This window comes from Candidatus Jettenia sp. AMX1 (assembly GCF_030263775.1).
In the GTDB taxonomy this organism is placed as follows: domain Bacteria; phylum Planctomycetota; class Brocadiia; order Brocadiales; family Brocadiaceae; genus Jettenia; species Jettenia caeni.
The window spans coordinates 1-18122 of the sequence record NZ_SZPP01000076.1; the positions used below are offsets into that span (position 1 = coordinate 1).

General features: G+C 43.3%; 14 protein-coding genes. 1 reads left to right on the forward strand and 13 read right to left on the reverse strand.

From position 1 onward, the window contains the following. Nucleotides 1-155: 155 nt before the first annotated feature. From FBQ94_RS16765 to FBQ94_RS16805, 9 genes are all read right to left on the reverse strand, one after another. A complete protein-coding gene (locus FBQ94_RS16765) occupies nt 156-542 on the reverse strand; it encodes a response regulator (RefSeq protein ID WP_007221243.1) in 387 nt (128 codons plus the stop codon). A 31-nt stretch (nt 543-573) separates the two neighbouring features. Further along, a complete protein-coding gene (locus tag FBQ94_RS16770; protein ID WP_083849229.1) occupies nt 574-3519 on the reverse strand; it encodes a CheR family methyltransferase in 2946 nt (981 codons plus the stop codon). A gap of 1383 nt (nt 3520-4902) precedes the next feature. Further along, nucleotides 4903-5535, reverse strand: a complete 633-nt coding sequence (ycaC, locus tag FBQ94_RS16775) for an isochorismate family cysteine hydrolase YcaC (RefSeq protein ID WP_007221245.1) — start codon at nt 5533-5535, stop codon at nt 4903-4905. 230 nt (nt 5536-5765) lie between these two features. Further along, nucleotides 5766-6218 (reverse strand): tetratricopeptide repeat protein, encoded by a 453-nt coding sequence (locus tag FBQ94_RS16780; protein WP_007221246.1) that lies wholly within the window; start codon nt 6216-6218, stop codon nt 5766-5768. Between the two features lie 268 nt (nt 6219-6486). Further along, nucleotides 6487-6654 carry a hypothetical protein gene (locus FBQ94_RS16785; protein WP_285442282.1) on the reverse strand — a complete coding sequence of 56 codons (168 nt, stop codon included), beginning with the start codon at nt 6652-6654 and terminating at the stop codon, nt 6487-6489. A 318-nt stretch (nt 6655-6972) separates the two neighbouring features. Next, complete coding sequence (locus tag FBQ94_RS16790) at nt 6973-7539, reverse strand: NADPH-dependent FMN reductase (protein ID WP_007221248.1); 567 nt, start codon at nt 7537-7539, stop codon at nt 6973-6975. A gap of 499 nt (nt 7540-8038) precedes the next feature. Beyond that, nucleotides 8039-8953, reverse strand: a complete 915-nt coding sequence (locus tag FBQ94_RS16795) for a pirin family protein (protein ID WP_007221249.1) — start codon at nt 8951-8953, stop codon at nt 8039-8041. Between the two features lie 279 nt (nt 8954-9232). After that, a complete protein-coding gene (locus tag FBQ94_RS16800) occupies nt 9233-10801 on the reverse strand; it encodes a TolC family protein (protein ID WP_007221250.1) in 1569 nt (522 codons plus the stop codon). Then, nucleotides 10798-11130 carry a heavy metal-binding domain-containing protein gene (locus tag FBQ94_RS16805; protein ID WP_007221251.1) on the reverse strand — a complete coding sequence of 111 codons (333 nt, stop codon included), beginning with the start codon at nt 11128-11130 and terminating at the stop codon, nt 10798-10800. The genes FBQ94_RS16800 and FBQ94_RS16805 overlap by 4 nt, the downstream gene beginning before the upstream one ends. 450 nt (nt 11131-11580) lie before the next feature. On the opposite strand from FBQ94_RS16805, the gene FBQ94_RS16810 reads away from it, so the two are divergent. Next, nucleotides 11581-12648, forward strand: a complete 1068-nt coding sequence (locus tag FBQ94_RS16810) for a DUF763 domain-containing protein (RefSeq protein WP_007221253.1) — start codon at nt 11581-11583, stop codon at nt 12646-12648. Between the two features lie 515 nt (nt 12649-13163). Here the strand turns inward: FBQ94_RS16810 and FBQ94_RS16815 are convergent. The 4 genes from FBQ94_RS16815 to FBQ94_RS16830 form a co-directional block, all read right to left on the reverse strand. Next, nucleotides 13164-13772 carry a BsuPI-related putative proteinase inhibitor gene (locus FBQ94_RS16815; RefSeq protein WP_007221254.1) on the reverse strand — a complete coding sequence of 203 codons (609 nt, stop codon included), beginning with the start codon at nt 13770-13772 and terminating at the stop codon, nt 13164-13166. A gap of 84 nt (nt 13773-13856) precedes the next feature. After that, a complete protein-coding gene (locus FBQ94_RS16820; RefSeq protein ID WP_007221255.1) occupies nt 13857-14957 on the reverse strand; it encodes a trypsin-like serine peptidase in 1101 nt (366 codons plus the stop codon). A 746-nt stretch (nt 14958-15703) separates the two neighbouring features. Then, nucleotides 15704-16123, reverse strand: a complete 420-nt coding sequence (locus FBQ94_RS16825) for a hypothetical protein (protein ID WP_285442284.1) — start codon at nt 16121-16123, stop codon at nt 15704-15706. 2 nt (nt 16124-16125) lie between these two features. Continuing rightward, nucleotides 16126-18122, reverse strand: a 1997-nt coding sequence (locus FBQ94_RS16830) for a PKD domain-containing protein (RefSeq protein WP_285442285.1), incomplete at its 5' end; no start/stop codon positions are given.

Below are 18122 nucleotides of genomic sequence, written 5' to 3' on the forward strand. Positions count from 1 at the left end.
GGGTATGGTTGTGATCGTGTGACACTCTCAGAGGAAACGGAGAGAAACGGGGAAGACAAACCTCAGCCTGTAGCCACTACGCCAGTGTTTTACTCTACAGCCTGCAAGAGGATTTTTTGAAAAACAACCCCATAGGGGTGAAATGTTTATAGAAACTATGAACTATTCTCTTCATTCTTACCAAGGTATTTTTCTACTTTTGCCAGTAAATCTTCTATTTGAAATGGTTTTGCAATAAAATCATCCGCACCTGCTTCTTTTGCAAGCTGTGCTATATCTCTGTCTGCTGAAATGATAATAACCGGAATATCTCTCGTATCTTCATTGCCTTTTAAGTATCTGCATGCATCTTTGCCGTTCCATCCTGGCATCCAGATATCCAACAGAATTAAGTCAGGCTTTTCTTTTAGTTTGTCCTTAGCCGTGTTGCCATCAACTATTGATATAATTTCATAACCGAATTCTTCGAGCATGATAGTCAATGCATCAACAATGGCCAGGTTATCCTCTGCAAGGATGATTTTTTTCTTTCTGCCAGTCATGTTTTATCTCCTCCCGGTATTCTTGTGTTGCTTAAAGCTTTTGCTGTTTGAGTGGTAATGAAAAGCAAAAAGTAGAACCCTTTCCCTTTTCAGACTCAACCCAGATTTTGCCGTTATGACGCTTGATTATTTCTGCAGCGATGTAAAGCCCTAATCCCAGTCCGGGGTAGGTTTTTTGATCAGAACCGATAATCCGGTAAAATCGTTCAAATACTTTCTCCTGATCCTCTTTTGAGATGCCACACCCAAAATCCTGCACACAGAGGGTAACACGTTCTTTATTCGTTTTTGTTTTTATTATGATGGTATCCGCATGCGGAGAGTACTTAATAGCATTTGAAAGAAAATTGGTAACGACTTGTCCTATGCGGTCACGGTCTCCAGCGATTGTCTTTGCTTTTGCAAGTTGCTGTACTAAGGTATGCTTAGCTGTCGTCCTCTGCATTTCCTCAACAATTTCTCCAATAAGCTCATTAAAATCAAAGAGTCCCTCATGATACTGTAATTTTCCACCCTCAATTTTGGTAACATCAAGCAAATCACCAATAAGACTGGTAAGTTTGTCAATCTGTGCATCCATCTTTCCTACCATCCCGGCTGATTTCATATCTCCGGCTTTCTGGAATCTATGCTGAAGTATTTGTGTATATGCTTTGATACTGGTAACAGGGGTTTTTAGTTCATGTGAGGCAATACCAATAAATTCATCTTTTTGCCGTTCAAGCCATCTCCGTTCTTCCTCCGCTTTTTTTTCTTCAGTCGTATCCCGTACTTCTATAACTGTTCCGATAGGTTTCCCTTTATCCAGAATAGGGCTTGCCATAAAAGCAACAGGGTAGAAGCTCCCATCCGGCCGTATAAAAACATCCTCCCCCGGTATTCTGCTTTTTTGTGGTAACGCCCTGTCAATAGGACATTCACACATTGGGTAATAACTGCCATCAGGCCTGGTATGATGAATGATGTCATGGAGTGGTTTGTTTGCTGCTTTTACTTCCTCAAAGGTAAATCCCGTCATTTTTTCGGCAGCAGGATTCATAAAGGTACAGTGATGCTTCTCATCCATGATAAAAAGGCCAAGGGTGGCATTATCGTTCAGAGTTTGAAATATCTCTTTTTGAGCTTGTAGTAGCTCTTCGGCCCTCTTCCGCTCAGTAATATCGTGGACAATTTTTGACATACCGACAATTTTCCCTGCCTCATCATACACTGCCGTGGTAACGCCAGTTGCCCAAAAGCGACTGCCATCTTTCCTCACACGCCAATTTTCACTCTCTGCCCAGCCATTTTTTATGGCTGTTGCCAGTTCCTTTTTGAAGCTACCTGCCTTCCTATCCTCAGGAGTAAAAAACTGCGCTGTATTCTTCCCTATAATCTCTGCCGCGGTATAGCCGAGGAGATTTTCTGCTCCTTTATTCCAGACCTGAATATTTCCTTTCAGATCAATCATAAAAATTGCATAGTCCTTGACACTTTCAACAAGCATCCGGAATCGTTCTTCAGATTCCCTGAGTGCTTTTTCTCCTTTTTGAAGCTCAGTAATATCTTTAATAACCAGAAGGATAAGAGGACTCTTTTCCGGTCCTTGTTCCAACGTCCGGGCATTGAGAATCATGGTCTTCTGCCCAATTGTTTTAAAGTCATGCTCTACAATAAAGTCATTAAGCATACCTTTTTGCGGAAGAATTTTCTTAAGGAGCACTCGAAGTTCAGGAATATTCCACTGTTTATTTCCTAAATCGAATAGTAATGTATTTTTTGCCTCCTCTGACGTTACCTTGAAGGTATCATAGAACGCTTTGTTGGCTGATTTTACACGGAAGTTATTATCAAGTACTACGAGTGACTCTCGTACCGTATTGACGATTGCTTCCACATAGTCCTTTGCTCTCGTTACTTCTTCGTTGCGGACTTCCAGTTCTTCGTTGCTTGCCTGGAGTTCTTCAATGGCAGATTGCAACTCTTTGTTCATAATATCTAACGCATCGATAATCTCATTGGCGTATTCCTGCGTGAGTGATAAAGCCTCTTTTAACTTGCTAATGTTGTGCTGGCGATAAGATTGTTGCAAAACTTCAGGTTGCGTTGTGCCAAAGGGCTTTAGAGCAGGGAGACGGCTCTTTCCTGCCTGTGCGTTTATAGTGTTCCGTAAATCTTCCGGTGCAGAGATAACACCTGTATCTTTACGGGAGTAAATTCTCTGTTTGCTGTCTATGGTATGAAATAGCTTAGATGCTTCGCCAAGCCCTTCAGCTTTTCCCAATACCAGAAACCCATGAGGAGCCAGGGCCTGGTGCATCCTGATAAGCGCCTTTTTTTGTAACCCTTGCCCTAAGTAAATAAGGAGATTATGGCAACTAATCAGGTCGGCATTGGTAAGTGGCGGATTATGTGTGACATCGTGCGCCACAAATTCACATAGAGCACGAATCGCCCGCTTGATCTGATACCCATTATTTTTTTTGGTAAAGAAAAGGCGGAGGCGCTGCGGCGAGACATGGTTGATAACATCTTTCTTATACAGACCTTCACGGGCTTTTCTGATAGCGCCCTCGTCTATATCGGTGGCAAAAATCTTAATTCGCCTGAGAGGCGCTTTCTTTCCCAGAAACTCTTGAAATACTATGGCAAGTGAGTATGCCTCTTCACCTGTTGCGCAGCCCGGTACCCACACAGTAATTGGCGTTTTGGATGACTTCTTCTGTATGAGTGTTGGAAAGACTGATTTTTTCAGCACTTCAAACTGGTCAAGCTCACGGAAAAAACTGGTGACATGGATAAGCATATCTCTACGGAGTGCTTCTACTTCGTCCGGATTTTTTTCAAGAAACGCACGATATTCCGGCAAGGTTTTGATATGATTGAGAAGCATTCGTCGCTGCATTCTCCTGTTGACAGTGGTAGACTTGTACTGACTAAAGTCAATACCTGTTCTTCTGTGAAGAATCGCTAAGATGGTATCTTTCTCTGTACTCATATCTTTTCGTATCCTGTTTTTATGTATATGAATTTCGACTTTGCAGGACAACCCTTTAGAGTTGCTATAGTGATCTCAAAATAAAATGTTATATAGCATAACTGATTTTTCCAGAAAATACAGAATTTCCAAAAGATTGTAAAAGCGATATTTTGTTTCGACATTACTATAGATAAATTCATCAGAATTATGGTATATCCTGGTTTACAATCTGATGTAATGTAGAGGAATTTCAAAGCGATTCTGTAGTAGCAAGGCGCACCTTGCTACTACATATCTTTACAATGTAAAAGTCGCCGAAGGTCTCATGAAACGTAAAGAGTAAAAGAATAACAACTTTCCTTATTCTTAGCTTGATGGTAGTTACTCAAAATACTGTTGGATCATAGCAGGGGCGAACCTTGTGTTCGCCCGCCCTTTGTGCACATTCAAGACCTGTGCGTTTTCCCACGACCAGGGCGAACACAAGGTTCGCCCCTACCCCGGTTTGCACCTTAGTTTGAGTAATTACGCTTGATGTATATGGGCTAAATGCCCTATATCAACTCCTGTTTTTTCATGAGAAGATACCGTAAATGAGAGAACAATAACCGGGAGTGTTTCTATTTAAGCTGTCTATAAGTCCAGAAACAAGGCAAAGCCTTGTTTCTGGACTAGAAGATTTCTGGACTAGAAGATTTCTGGACTAGAAGATTTCTGGACTAGAAGATTTCTGGACTAGAAGATTTCTGGACTAGAAGATTTCTGGACTAGAAGATTTCTGGACTAGAAGATTTCTGGACTAGAAGATTTCTGGACTTTTTTATACAAAAATATAACACAAAAAGACAGCAAAATACAATGAAAAAAATAAGGCAGAGATGAGGGGGAAGGAGTTAACGGCATATGCATCAAACTAAGAATAGTGTTTCATAAAAAAGGGAGAATATTCCATTGGAAAAAGAAAAAGGTAAACCGAGAAGTACACAAAGAGAGAAGGATGTAGAGACGCAAGATGTTGCCTCTCCGCCTGCTGTTTTTTTATGAGCCGCTGCCCAGGGCATTCTGATTTATGGGTAAGGATAAGTTCCTAAAGGGCGACTTCTTTTTTTCACCCTTTTTTAAAACATTCACCATTTCCCCCCTTTTTTAAAGGGGGATCAAGGGGGATTGTGGGCGGTTTGTTATTCTCCACCGTTTACACATCCCCTGATCCTTTCTTCCTCAAGGGAAAGTCCTGGAGTTTTCACTCCTATCTGTTCTTAGCTTAATGCATATATGGTGTAGATGCAATGGTGGATTCGCTCTGCTTAATCCATCCTACCGGTAATTCTATAATGAGTAGGGTGGATTAAAGCGCTGCCTTTTGCGCTGAATCCACCACTTGGATACTGCGTCGTATGGTTATGCCACTGGTTTATTTGCCGAGTAGCTCGTAATCAAGTTTCTGTAAGCAGGCAGGTGGCTGGATAGCAGTTTGCCTAAACCCTCAATGTCTTTTCGCCAGTCACGGTGTAGTTCGCTGGCGACAGCCATCCAGTTCATTAATTGCACGCCTGCAGCCGCCATGCGTGTCCACGCAGCGTAACGCGTGGCCTCGTTGAAGGTGCCGGAAGCATCGGTAACAACAAAGACCTCGAAGCCTTCCTCCAGTGCAGAAAGCGCAGGGAAGGCCACGCAAACTTCGGTCAGGACACCAGCTATGAGCAATTGTTTGCATCCGGTGGCCCTAACCGCCTTCACAAAGTCCTCGTTGTCCCAGGCATTGATCTGTCCGGGACGCGGAATATAGGCAGCTTCCGGGTGGACTTCTTTAAGTTCCGGTACAATCGGACCGTTGGGACCGTCTTCAAAGCTGGTCGTCAGGATGGTCGGCAGTTTGAAGTATTTTGCGAGATCGGCCAATGCAAGGACGTTGTTCCTGAACTCGTCCGGTGAATAGTCCTGCACAAGGTTGACGAGGCCGGATTGATGGTCAACAAGAAGAACAGCAGTGTTGTCCTTAGAGAGACGGCGGTAAGTATATTTTGTATTCATAGGTAACTCCTTTACGTTTGGTTTAGGGTTTTGATATTTCTTCAGAGTGGCGTGAAATAGCTTAATTCAATGTATAAGAAATTCAATTCTGTAGGGCAAACCTTTAGGTTTGCGCCCTTTGCAAGGCTAAAGTCTTGTCCTACATTCCTCTGTTTTTTCATGGGTAGGGGCAGGTTTGAAACCTGCCCCTACTGCCGAAACAGCTTAACCCACAGTCACAGGATACACAATTATAAAAGCCGATAGGGATATGCCCGCTTTGTCCACTCGCTCTCAGGATACTTGTTTTGGAGTTGTTCGTAAGCATCCTTGAGCCCCTTTGGGTTATTCGTGCTTTTGTATAAACACACACCTCTTAAATACATTGATTCCGGCGCCGAACTGCTTTCAGGGAAATCAGATAAAACCTTTTCTAATTTTGAAAGCGCTTCCTTAAATTCATTCAAATCAAAATGTACCTTTGCTATCCCCAGTAATAATGAAGGAATTAACTCTTCGGGAGAAAGAAAACCTATTGTCCTGTGATGTTCCTTACCTTCAGTATCAAGGACTATAAGGGTTGGGGTCCATTTCAAGTTAAAATTAGTAGCAAAGGGTTGAGTATCGGAGCGTACACGCAGTGGAATGAAAGAATTGGTAATGAATTCATTAACTTTTTTCTCAGGATACGAGACCGCATCCATCTGCTGACAGCCGATTCAGCCCGGATTAAAAAAATCGAGTAACACCGGCTTTTTCTCAGACCTTGCCCTTGATAGAGCAGCATCCATCTGCGATTCCCATGTAATTTTATTTTCCATAGTAATGCCTCCTTAAATAGTAAAGTTATTAATGAATACATCCCACAAGAACCGAATGATCCCTGAAACCATTTGATAAAGTATCTTATCGATTTTCACGAAAGCAACCTTAGAGACTGTCTGAAAAGATGCTATGGTGGATTTGCTCCGCTTAATCCACCCTACCGGTAATTTTATAATGAGTAAGGTGAATTAAGGCGCTGTCTTTTGCGCTGAATCCACTATTGAGAACTATAGGGCAACCCTTTAGGGTGCTATCCCGTGCACATTCAGGTGGGGAGGCAAGGCTAAACAGGCTGTCCGAGAATGCAATTGCCACCTGCAACATATGCTATATGTTGCACCTATTGTAATAGTTAATCAGTATATAGTACAGCTTTGATCCGTAAAAACAATTCTCGGACAGCCTGTTTAGCCTTGCCTTGCAATGACCAAGGCGTTTTCAGGTAAGTTATCTCTAGTACACTGTCAATATAATTCATGATAATGGGGCTGTGTCATTGCGAGGGTATTGTCCGAAGCAATCCCCTGGGCATTTCAAAAGAGATTGCTTCGGGAAAAAACCCCTCGCAATGACAAATACGAGAGAGTCTATTATGATAAATTAAGTTGACAGTGTACTAGTTGGATTCCTTAATCAACCCTGTTTAAGTCTTTTCGTCCAGGCTACCAGACTTTCAATGAGCTCCTTAATTTTTTCCTTTGTTTTTTGATCGGTCACCTTTCCGTTTTTATCAATTTTTTCATGAGCAAACGGTACCATGACCTCCGGCTGATTTATGGGGTACATGTTGAGGAAAACGAAGCTCTGCCTGAGATGATATTGTGCCCTTGCCGTTCCCGTCATTCCGATAGAAGCGCCCATTATTGCTACCGGTTTCTCATCGAAGGCATTATCTCCGTATGGTCTGGAAGCGCAGTCAATTGCGTTTTTCAGGACGCCTGGTATTGAATAATTATATTCCGGCGAAGCAATAAGAATAGCATCGGCAGCCCTGATTTTTGTCTTGAATTGCTTAACCTTATCCGGGAATTGATTTTCCATGTCCTGACTAAATAAGGGAATTCCTTCAAGATCGAAGATTTCAAGTTTGGCATCTTCCGGGAGAAACTCCAGGGCAGCCTGTAAGATCGATTTATTGTAAGATTCTTTCCGTAAGCTCCCCGCAAAACCTAGAATAGTAACCATTTTCTCTCTATTCATCTGAACTCCTTTCTTTATCTTTCAAAAAGTTGACGATATGGCTCGTTTCATGTCTAGAGATCACTTAAAGAGAAACACTCCTGATCATGGTTCTCTCATTCGGTATTTATATAAATCATACATGAGGCTATATCATGAAAAAACGGAATCGATACAGGAAGAGGTTTTAGCCTTGCCCTACGTACATATTATTATGTATAGGAAATTCAAACGTGTCGCCTCCCCCTGAATTCTCCTCACGAAGAGGGACAATCGCTGTCCCTCGCTGGCGAGGGTGAAAGGAGGTGGATCAGTGTCGGGAAAATAGGTATTTTATTGAGATTCCTAAATAGGAAATCAGGATATACCATAACTCGTAACACCGTAGTTTTTTGAACTCGTAATACTTTATAGTATGCAAAAAATGAAAGTGTTACCATAATTCTCATAAAATTACCTATAGTATCTCCTCAATGCAGATACTTGTAATTGTAGTTTTTATCTTAGTACCGATAGAGGTTTAAGCTCTCTTATGCTTGATGAATGTACCATGGGAATACTCTTCAAAGGCAATCCGTAGCTCATCTTCCGTATTCATTACAATAGGGCCGTACCATGCGACCGGTTCAACAATAGGCTTACCCGATATGAGCAGGAACCTGACAGCATCGTCTTCTGTTGAGACCATCATCTGATCGCCATCATCAAATAGGACGAGGGTTTTATTACTTATAAAGGGGTCTCTCTGAATATCAAAATAGTTGGCTCCTTCAATCTCATAAGAAAACGGATTCTTCTCCTTGCAAAAGTACCCCTTGCCCTCGATGACATATGCGAAAACGGTGTGTCCGCGCTTGGTGGGATGGGTGAATTCCGATCGGGCAGGAACTGTTACATCGATGTATTCCGGATCGATGGCGATGTCCCGAACAGGTCCTTGCTTACCATTCACTTTTCCGCATATAATCCTGATTTTTGTGCCGTTCTCCAGCACTGCCTCCGGGATTTGATTACTTTTCACATCCCGGTAGCGAGGCTCCGTCATTTTATGGGATTTAGGGAGATTGGCCCAAAGTTGAAATCCGAACATCAGACCATCAGGGTCTCCTTTGGGCATTTCCTGATGTATGATCCCGCTTCCGGCGGTCATCCATTGTACATCACCAGAGGATATAAAGCCCTTATTTCCCATGCTGTCGCCGTGCTCTACATCTCCGCGGAGAACATAGGTGATTGTCTCAATTCCGCGATGCGGATGCCATGGGAAGCCCTTACTATAGTGCATCGGATTGTCTGAACGAAAGTCGTCCAGCAGTAAAAAAGGATCAAACATCGGGACCTGGCTATGTCCGAACGCCCGTTTAAGATGGACGCCAGCTCCTTCGATTGTAGGTTTACTTTTCAAGACTTTGTGGATCTTTCTCGTTTCAGCCATTGTATTTCTCCTTAGCTGAATCCTGATATGAGATTTTTACAAAACCTCATATTTATGTATAGGAATTTCAATTCCGCAGGGCAACCCTTTAGGGTTATTATTCCCCCGGCATGTTTGTACGGTGAGAGGCAAGGCTAAACAGGTTGTCCGAGAATGTAAGTAAGAATTTTAAAGATACCATTTATTGTTCATATCATATTTACAAGCACAATACATCGTATACTAATTTTAAAAATCTTAATTCTCGGACAACCTGTAAAGCCTCGCCCTACATCGATTTTATTTTTTATGGGTAGGGGCTGGTTTGAAACCTGCCCCTGCTGTCTGCTTCAGGGTTTCTACCTGGATTATATGCGAAAACCCTGAGTTGTCAACTTCATTAAGGTAATCATACTTGAATGATTCTGACGCCTGGGTAGTTATTTGTTCTGTCGATTGAGAAGATGTCTGGGCAGTTTTGCTTATGCCGGTAAGATTTCCTCCCACGGCACGTTCAAGCTCTGATCGGATAATCCAATAGTCTCGCAGTGCCTCAATGTACTCGCGACCGGCATTAATTTGATTTTGCTTGGCCAGGAGTAACTCATATACGCCGATAAGCATACCGTTATAATAGAGTTGCGATTCTTCCACAATACGTTGACGAAGGGGAAGAACACTATCATGATAGTATTTGACTCTATTGCGAGCGATCAAAAGCTGGTCACGAAGCGCCCGGACCTCCGAGCGTATATCTATGGCTAAGGAAGAGAGTTGTTGCCGTCTCTGCCGCAAGTGCGCCTCTAAGCGAGCGATTTCGGCTTGTCGTTGGTTAAAGATCGGAAGTTCAATGGTTACATTGGGTCCTGTGAAATTTACATCATCAGCGACATCGTGCTCTGTATCAACACCAACCTCGAATACATAAAAGTATCGATATCTGCGCGTCAATGATAGTGCGTAAGCGATGGTCTCCACCTCTTTACGTAACGCAGCGAGATCCAATCGTTGCGATATGGCTTTGGATTCAAATTGATCCAGCATGATCTCGTTTTCCGGCAGTTCCGGTAATCTATGAGGGATATTCCAGGTTGTATCCATGCCCCAAAGCCCCATAAGACGATTGAGATGTTCACGGCCGGCGATAATCTGGATATCTGTTTGTGCCACATCAAGCTTTGCCTGTGCATGGAACCCTTGCTGATTCATGAGATCCAGCATGCTTAACGTACCGGCCTCGTGCTGCCGGAAAGCAAGCTCAGCGGCAGCCTCCGTAGCCCAGGCCACGGTAAGACGCATTTCCAATATTTGTTTGTCTGCTTGCAGGGTATAGTAAGCCGATTGTACCTCAGAGGCAAGGTTCAGTATTGCATTACCAACATGCAGTTTTGTTTGCTCAAACTGTGTTGCAGCTATCTTCTTTCGTAACGGAATCACCAGCAGGTCAAGAAAATCTTGTACTACAGAGAATTCAGTATTTGCGCCACGATGGCCATCTGCAGGTCTATCCGGAAACCGGAAGCTGGCCCCAAATATGGGGTTTCTCAGTAAACCTGCTTGAACAACATCAGCCTGAGCTATGCCTAGTTCTTCATACATTGCCTGTAAGGACCGGTTATTGAGTAATGAGATTTGCACGGCCTCGTCCAGAGCCAGTTCCTGCTGGAGCATGGAATGGATTGATTCAGTTACTTCTCCGTCTTCAGGTGTACTGCGGTTCCATTCCACCTGATGACCGGTACGTTGCCTGGCAATATTCTGGACATCCGAAAATCCAGCGTCTTTGGGTACAGAAGCACATCCGGTAAATACTATACTGCCTGTCATGATTATTACTATTATTAACATGCCTGCCGGTCTGTTCGTCATTGTTTTTCTTTTGGATCACTCTCTTTCTGATCTTTGGGAATTAATCTCATCCCACACTTTGGACACACATCCTGTTCCGATTGAACTATTTCAGGGTGCATGGGACAAGTAAAAATTTCAGATGTCGTTTGCGGCGCCGGTTCGGTAATCTGTTGATTAGTTTTGACAGATATCTCTCCCTGAAATCGGTTAAGCGGTGGAGAAAAAGGTGCTTCCGGGGCATTCGGATTAGCTGGGTCATTGACAGTAGGAGATAATTCATATATCCGGTTAGCACAGCTTGTCAGCGGCATCATACCCAGAATGATTGCTAGTATCCGCGCTATCATTGTTGTCTCCTTTTACGGGAAATTATTGCCCAAAAATTATGAGATGAAACAACATATTGTATCTAACAGACTGATAAGAGATATGTCAAGGATTTTACGCTATTATTTGTCTATATGTTTCTGTGAATCTCTGTTAATTCAAGTAAAAAGATGAATGGTTTAGCAACTTCAAGTATAATCGCAGAAGTAAATTTAGGTGGCATAGGGATGTCTAAAATGATAGTATCATCTCATGATGTATTCAGTTTCATCCATAGGATTTTTTCATTATAGTATTCCAAGGATGAAACTGAAACCATCAACTGACGAAAGACTAATCTTGCTGGCCTAATGACATTTTTAAGGACTCCGTATGTTCCCTACATTTGCATACAACCAAAGACCAACTTTCGCCTATTCTGTTCGGTTTCATATATTGGATGCTATATTTCACCTCTTTTATACTATATTATGAAAACAGGTATTGCACATTTGCCACTTCACGGAGGCAAGGCGCCATCATGGCTCTTCCAGCGTATGAAACGCCTTGCGCGTGAGATTATCATCGCTATGGTAAGTGAGTATGGCCCTCAGGAAGTTCTCCGGAAACTTTCCGATCCGTTCTGGTTCCAGGCGCTAGGTTGTGTATTGGGATTTGACTGGCATTCGAGCGGTGTGACCACGACCACGTGCGGAGCATTGAAAGAAGGTATCAAAGGACTCGAAAAAGAGCTTGGATTATTTATTACCGGGGGTAAGGGTGCAATATCACGAAAAACACCCTCGGAAATACTGGGTGCGGGTGACCAATTGTCGTGTGATCCTGAAAAATTAGTCTATGCCAGTAAGATGAGTGCTAAGGTAGATAATAGTGCGATTCAGGACGGATACCAACTGTACCATCATTCCTTCATCTTCACGAAGTCCGGGGATTGGGCTGTTGTTCAACAAGGAATGAACGATGCCAACAAATATGCCCGCAGATATCACTGGTTGGGCAGCAAGGTCGAGAATTTTGTTGTGGAGCCTCATAGCGCTATTTGCTGTGATTCCAGGGGAAGCACCTTGAATATGACATCGGTGGAGAGTGAAGAGGCCAGACAGACTACCGTCATGCTTTCACAGGAGAAGCCCGATACGTTAGTAAGTGAAATCAAGAGGTTACAAAGTTTGCATTTACCATCTCATCATCAGGTAGATATTCATGATATTCATCCTGATAGGCTTTATAAGACATTTACAAAAACCTATGAGAGTATTCCTGAAAATTTTGAATCCTTACTTGGAATTGAGGGTGTAGGACCAAAAACAGTTCGAGCCTTGACTCTCATTTCCGAGATTGTGTATGGTAAAGCTCCGAGTTTTCATGATCCGGTAAGGTACAGCTTTGCTCATGGTGGTAAAGACGGTCATCCGTATCCCGTAGACAAAGATGTTTATGACCGTTCCATCGATATATTAAGAGGAGCACTCAAGCAGGCGAAAGTTGGCAATAATGAGAAAATGGATGCCTTTAAACGATTAAGTTATTTCATGTGAGTTATAAGGATAGAAGAGAAGTGGTCAACGTATTATGGATACCTACAATAGTAAATATGTATAGTCAAAAGCATCTATTTTTCGAAAAGTAAGTAAAAATTTTCTTACGAATACGCTGAACATCTGTTATACATAAAAGTATGAAAGATTTTTTGAATTTAGAACAATGCATTTGTCTCTAAAAAGACCACTCCGGTTCCTGGCAAAGCAAGTCCACAAGCACAACAAGAATTTCTTATTCAGTATCAACACCTCAAAGAGACAAAGGCACATTCAGATAAGACTTCTTTATCGATGGCGTTCATCCTCACTACAACTCTCTGCCCGTTTACTCATGGGTAGAGAAAGGGACAAACAAAGAATTGCCGACCAATACCGGCAGAGAGCGAATAAACCTCAATGGAGCACTTGATACAGAATACTAGTCTCTATCGAAAGAAATTACAGACTCTTTTAGCCGAAAATTTCCAAACGACCCTTTTACCCTTTCACAAATAATGATGCTGCCCCCTCGTTTATTGTTGTTGATCTGAAGATGGTAAATAGTTTTTTATAAGCAGTCGCTTTTGATTTTTGTAAAACCCTGCAGGAGGTGATGTCTGAAGAACGCCTGTCACCCAGTATTTCCCAACAGGAACAGGCCTGCCATCTTTGTCCATCTGGTTCCATTTTGCCTCATATACCAGCTTTTCTCCCGGATTCAGAATCTTCAATTCAGCGATTTCCTTAATATCTTTACCATAAAGATATCGCCAAATTTTGATACCGGTAGGAGTGCTTACTACAAAATCGCAAGCTGGGTCACCTAGCACTAGCAGTTCAATGGGGGTTTTTCCTCGGTTCTTTATTGTATAGGTGAATCTCACCATTTCACCGACCCACACCTTCGGGGGCACTTCCAGCCATGCATGGAGGTTAAAATTGGCAGGAGGAGTCAAATCACGCTCCCCAATCTTTGCGTCTGGAATATCTTCAGGAGATTCTTTGCCCACATTTCCCTCTACTTGCCAGTTCCCTTTGCTGGCTAACAATTGCGCCCAAAGCGGACAAATAAGAAACGGTGTCAACAGAATGCCGCAAACAACGATTGTTATACCTTTCCTTTCGAACCCAAACTCTTTCATTATTACTTTCCTCATCATGCTTGTATGTTGTTGGCTGTGCAGAGGTATGGCAGCCCATACCTCTGCACAGCAGGTTATCCATTTTTAATTGCAAAAGTCTTTGATTTTAGAATACTTACTGCTAGTAATACGGGTTGCTGAATTAGGGCATGGACCATAAGCATGCGCCCCCATAACATAGCGATTTCCGTTTATTGTCCGATAGACACCACTACCACTTTGGCCACCAAATGTGTCAATGTAATAGTAGATGCGATAGCTAGTAGTAGAGCTTAAATTACCATAATGATAGTACTGACATAATCCACCATCTCGGTCTGCTGGATACCCTGAAAGAGAAGCAGTAACACCAGATAGACTTGACCAATACCCGTAACCTAGCCATCCAACGGTGTTTCCTATAGTCTTATTGAGGCAGATTATGCCCATATCATGATTGGGGTCTTTATAATTAGTCCAACCTGTCCAGCTCAAATAATAAGTCGCCCAAGCGGAACCATAGGGCTTGGTGCCGCAACTAAAGCCAGGAATAACCTCGATGCTCTTCGCCCAACCACCGTGGTTTTTGTCATGGACGCAGTGTCCCGCAGTAATCGCTTTTTTTGGACCAATCATTGTTGCTGATCCAACAAACCTCGCCCCATCAGGAAAAGTGATATATAATTTACAATGAGTCCTCCACGGATAAGATGTCGCAGGATTAATTTTGACACGATTATCGGCTCCACACACAGTTTCTGCAACTATTGCAGAATTGGTGTCTTGTGAATCAGCATTTGAATTCGGGTCATCTTCCATTGTTGAGTTCTCTTGTATAGCAGCTTCAGCATCGGAATCATAGAGTTCCACCTCTCCTTGATAACTAGGCTCAAAAGCTTGCCGCGGCAACCTCCTTGCCTCCCTTAAAGAAATCGAATTATCCTGAAAGTCCTTCATTTCCCGACCTGCTTCCACATTATATACTTTTATGCCTTGCGCTTTACTCCTAGGAGCTTTACCCCACTGATCGGGTGTAGGCGGAACAATCGCTGGAATATCGAGATAAGAAGCATCTATCTGTGCCTCTGGATCATCCGGGGACAAGGGATAGGTCTTTTGTGCAGGCTCAGCCATAACCGAAAAGCTTATGCAATTAATAAGAGCCATCGCAATAATACTTAAGTATGAATTTCTATTCTTAAACATGGCAAAAACTCCTTATTAATTAAAGTAAAATTTATTATCTTACATTACGGACAGGAATATTCTCCCTCGTGATGTGCCAAAATGAAACTAATCTAAATAAACAACCTTCAATCTATAAAAATATCATCTTTTCATCACCTCCTCTCCGCTAAAAAAGTACCTTGTCAGAATTCACGAAAGCTCAGGGGTGCAAGGGAGGCTGGCGAGCACCCCCAAAGAAGACATCTATACATAGCGCCATTTATCAGAGACGTAAATGTCATTCTCGTGAAAACGGGAATCCGGAAAAACAATGGATTCCAGGTTAGGCCAGGAATGATAGAGTGCTGAGAATTTATGTCGTTATGTATAGCATCTTTACGCTCAAGTTTAGTGCGATTAAGATGAAGAAGACATGCCTGCTCCAGCCAATCGGCTCGGAGTTTTGCCGGGCACTAAAAAATTGTGTAGTCATCACCAATTCCTTTCTATAGTCAAAGAAATGTATTTTTCGAAAAATATTTGAAGAATCCCTTGATTTTAAGCCCTATTTGATTGCTTAAATTTCTAAAATCAGATTTATTTGACTATAATTTAGAAGGAAAAATAACCATTGTTGTTTTGCAGAGCAAAACTACTCTCCAAACCGCAATCGATCGCAAGACACAAGTGAAAAAGCTGATTCAGGAAAATCAGGTAGTACAGATGGTTGCGATTATGGATTTGAGGAAAAAGCAGATGGCAATGATTCTCTATAACTACAGAGGTTAATTCGTTTGCCCTACACTGTAGACAACGTGAAGCAATGGCGCACCGGCCTGGTCCCCATTGTAGGACTTAGCTACCCGTCTGCCAGTTCCTGTAATAATAATTACCAGCGAATTGCCGCTTGACCACCCGGCGCGGCTTACAATCTCCTGAATGACTGAGGATATGTCGGGCGTCCTCTGATCAGGACCGGTTGCTCCTATGGTTGTCCATGCTGCAGGAGACCATGGTACGGCTGCTATTGTTTTTGGCCGGGATGATATGTTTCCGTTGGTAGAGGTAAATGAAGCGGCATTATTGGCAGCTTCCCCCTGGATGATCAATGAAATTGCTCCGGATCGTGTTTCATCTGCTTTAAATTGAATATAGGCATTACTAATGGCAGCATCTTTTGGGATATTGATTCCGGTAAAGCGCATCCCTACCTTCTGGTTGCCACTAGAGGTAGAAACCCGCCGGTGTTTAACTCACTATCATTGGCAGTCAGGCGCAGTACATAAGTCCCTGCTGCCGAAAAGCTCGCCGTTGTATCGACCGCATTGGCATTGCCAAAGGTCACTGTGCCTGAACCGCTGACTTTACTCCAGGTAGTGGTTACTGCACCGGGAGGATTCGGCAAGCCATCATCGGATACCGTTCCATTCAGAGAAGCATTTGCCGGCAGAGTAATTGTCTGGTCGGCTCCTGCACTCACCGTGGGACGCTGGTTGCCCGGCGGAGTTTGTGTGAAGGACATCTCATACACCTTGCCATCGTTCTCGTTCGGGTTGCTATCATTATCAACTCCCCGTGCAGCAATATAGATGTTCCTCACATTCGCGTTCAGGCTGCCAGGTGCAAAGGCAAGACCGGCAGGCTTTTTGGCGTTTGCCGCAGAAATATCGAACATCTGCGTCAGGGCGCCTGTCTTCGTTAACTCAGCCAATTGTGTCGCCGGTTTACCAACTAAATATAAACGATTATTATCCGGGTTATATTCGATTCCCTCCGGATCATCTACCCCGATACTTAACGTATCGAAATGCGTTACCTGATCATCACCCGATGGTGAGATACCATCAAAGACACTGTTATTTCCCGGTGCAACCCGGTACACTTCACGATTCAATCCGTCTGCTATAAAAAGCACTCCCTGCGAGGTATCGTAGGCAATCCCTTCCGGATCCGTGCTACCGAAAGGCTCAACATCATCAGAAATAAAGAGATGTCTATTAGCAGGGTTTATCGTTATCCCGGTTGGCTCATCTGAAAAGGGCATGGTGCTCAGGGTATCAAGCAGGTTACCAGTCAGGCTCGTTTCAAAGAGATTAGCGCCGGCAAAGATGGACATTTCTTCGACCTCGCCATCACACATGAGCAGCCTGTTAGAAGAAGGAAGATAGGTAATACCCGATGGATCGGGACTGGGCGGAGAAAATCTGGAGGTATCGATAGTCCGGACTAAAGTAGCGTTACTCGTGGCTGCCACAACAGGCGGTTGAGTAAGGGACAACTCGATGATGTTGCCATATCCCTGCTCCTCTTTCTTCCCTCTATCATCGGACGACTGAGTCTTTTGAACACCCTTACCGGTAAGACTGCAGTTGGCAATGTAGAGGCTTGTTTGGGATGGGTCATCCGTCAGGTCTCCGCTGGGAGCAAAGACCATACCTTGCGGGTCTTGCAGCCCAAATTCCGATACATCACGCCTTGCAACAAGTTTCCCTTTCCTGGTAAACTCGTATAACATCCGCTCATAAAAATTCAGGATAGAGAGATGACCATTCACAGGATTGAGGGCAATGCCCCGAAGGTCTGACTTCTCAATCTGCTCCAGGTGTATACGGGAAATCTTTGCATTATGAAAACCCCGAAGGGGATGCGGCCTGATATGAACAATCTCTGGCACAGCGCTATCCAGGATAAAGAGATGTCCATGTACCGGGTCAACAGTCATTCCCTGTGGATTTTGAAGGCCAAATTTCTGGGCATCAAATTTGGTGATGGTATCCGGGTCCAAATAGCCATCAGACCCCGCCTTTATTTCAACCAAGGTATTGGTGTCTGACTGAAAGATGAGCAGGCGGCTAGCCTTTTTATCAAAGGTCATATTTATAGGATCATGAATATAATCTGCTATGCGTACAGAGCCGACCAGATCTTCAGTAGGGGTAATTATCGTGATGTCGGAAGAGAGATCAGAAGAAGATTGAGCAAGTTTGGAATGGTCCACAATAAGAAAAATCCCTGCCTTTGAGGAGAAAGACAGACCAGCAGGGTCTAGGATACCAAGATAACGAGTCTCGATAGTCCGGGCTTGATCAATATAAACAGCGTTATCTTGCGCCAGGGTAGCTGAATTTTTTATGCATGATAAAAAGGTAATAAGCCCGGCAAGGATCATTGAACAGGCGAAGAGATTTTTACGGCTGCTTGCAA

What these genes read in the sequence shown, in the direction of transcription:
- FBQ94_RS16765 (WP_007221243.1), bottom strand. Translation starts at nt 542, where the DNA reads ATGACTGGCAGAAAGAAAAAAATCATCCTTGCAGAGGATAACCTGGCC.
- FBQ94_RS16770 (WP_083849229.1), bottom strand. Translation starts at nt 3,519, where the DNA reads ATGAGTACAGAGAAAGATACCATCTTAGCGATTCTTCACAGAAGAACA.
- ycaC (WP_007221245.1), bottom strand. Translation starts at nt 5,535, where the DNA reads ATGAATACAAAATATACTTACCGCCGTCTCTCTAAGGACAACACTGCT.
- FBQ94_RS16780 (WP_007221246.1), bottom strand. Translation starts at nt 6,218, where the DNA reads ATGGATGCGGTCTCGTATCCTGAGAAAAAAGTTAATGAATTCATTACC.
- FBQ94_RS16790 (WP_007221248.1), bottom strand. Translation starts at nt 7,539, where the DNA reads ATGAATAGAGAGAAAATGGTTACTATTCTAGGTTTTGCGGGGAGCTTA.
- FBQ94_RS16795 (WP_007221249.1), bottom strand. Translation starts at nt 8,953, where the DNA reads ATGGCTGAAACGAGAAAGATCCACAAAGTCTTGAAAAGTAAACCTACA.
- FBQ94_RS16800 (WP_007221250.1), bottom strand. Translation starts at nt 10,801, where the DNA reads ATGACGAACAGACCGGCAGGCATGTTAATAATAGTAATAATCATGACA.
- FBQ94_RS16805 (WP_007221251.1), bottom strand. Translation starts at nt 11,130, where the DNA reads ATGATAGCGCGGATACTAGCAATCATTCTGGGTATGATGCCGCTGACA.
- FBQ94_RS16810 (WP_007221253.1), top strand. Translation starts at nt 11,581, where the DNA reads ATGAAAACAGGTATTGCACATTTGCCACTTCACGGAGGCAAGGCGCCA.
- FBQ94_RS16815 (WP_007221254.1), bottom strand. Translation starts at nt 13,772, where the DNA reads ATGAAAGAGTTTGGGTTCGAAAGGAAAGGTATAACAATCGTTGTTTGC.
- FBQ94_RS16820 (WP_007221255.1), bottom strand. Translation starts at nt 14,957, where the DNA reads ATGTTTAAGAATAGAAATTCATACTTAAGTATTATTGCGATGGCTCTT.
- FBQ94_RS16825 (WP_285442284.1), bottom strand. Translation starts at nt 16,123, where the DNA reads ATGCGCTTTACCGGAATCAATATCCCAAAAGATGCTGCCATTAGTAAT.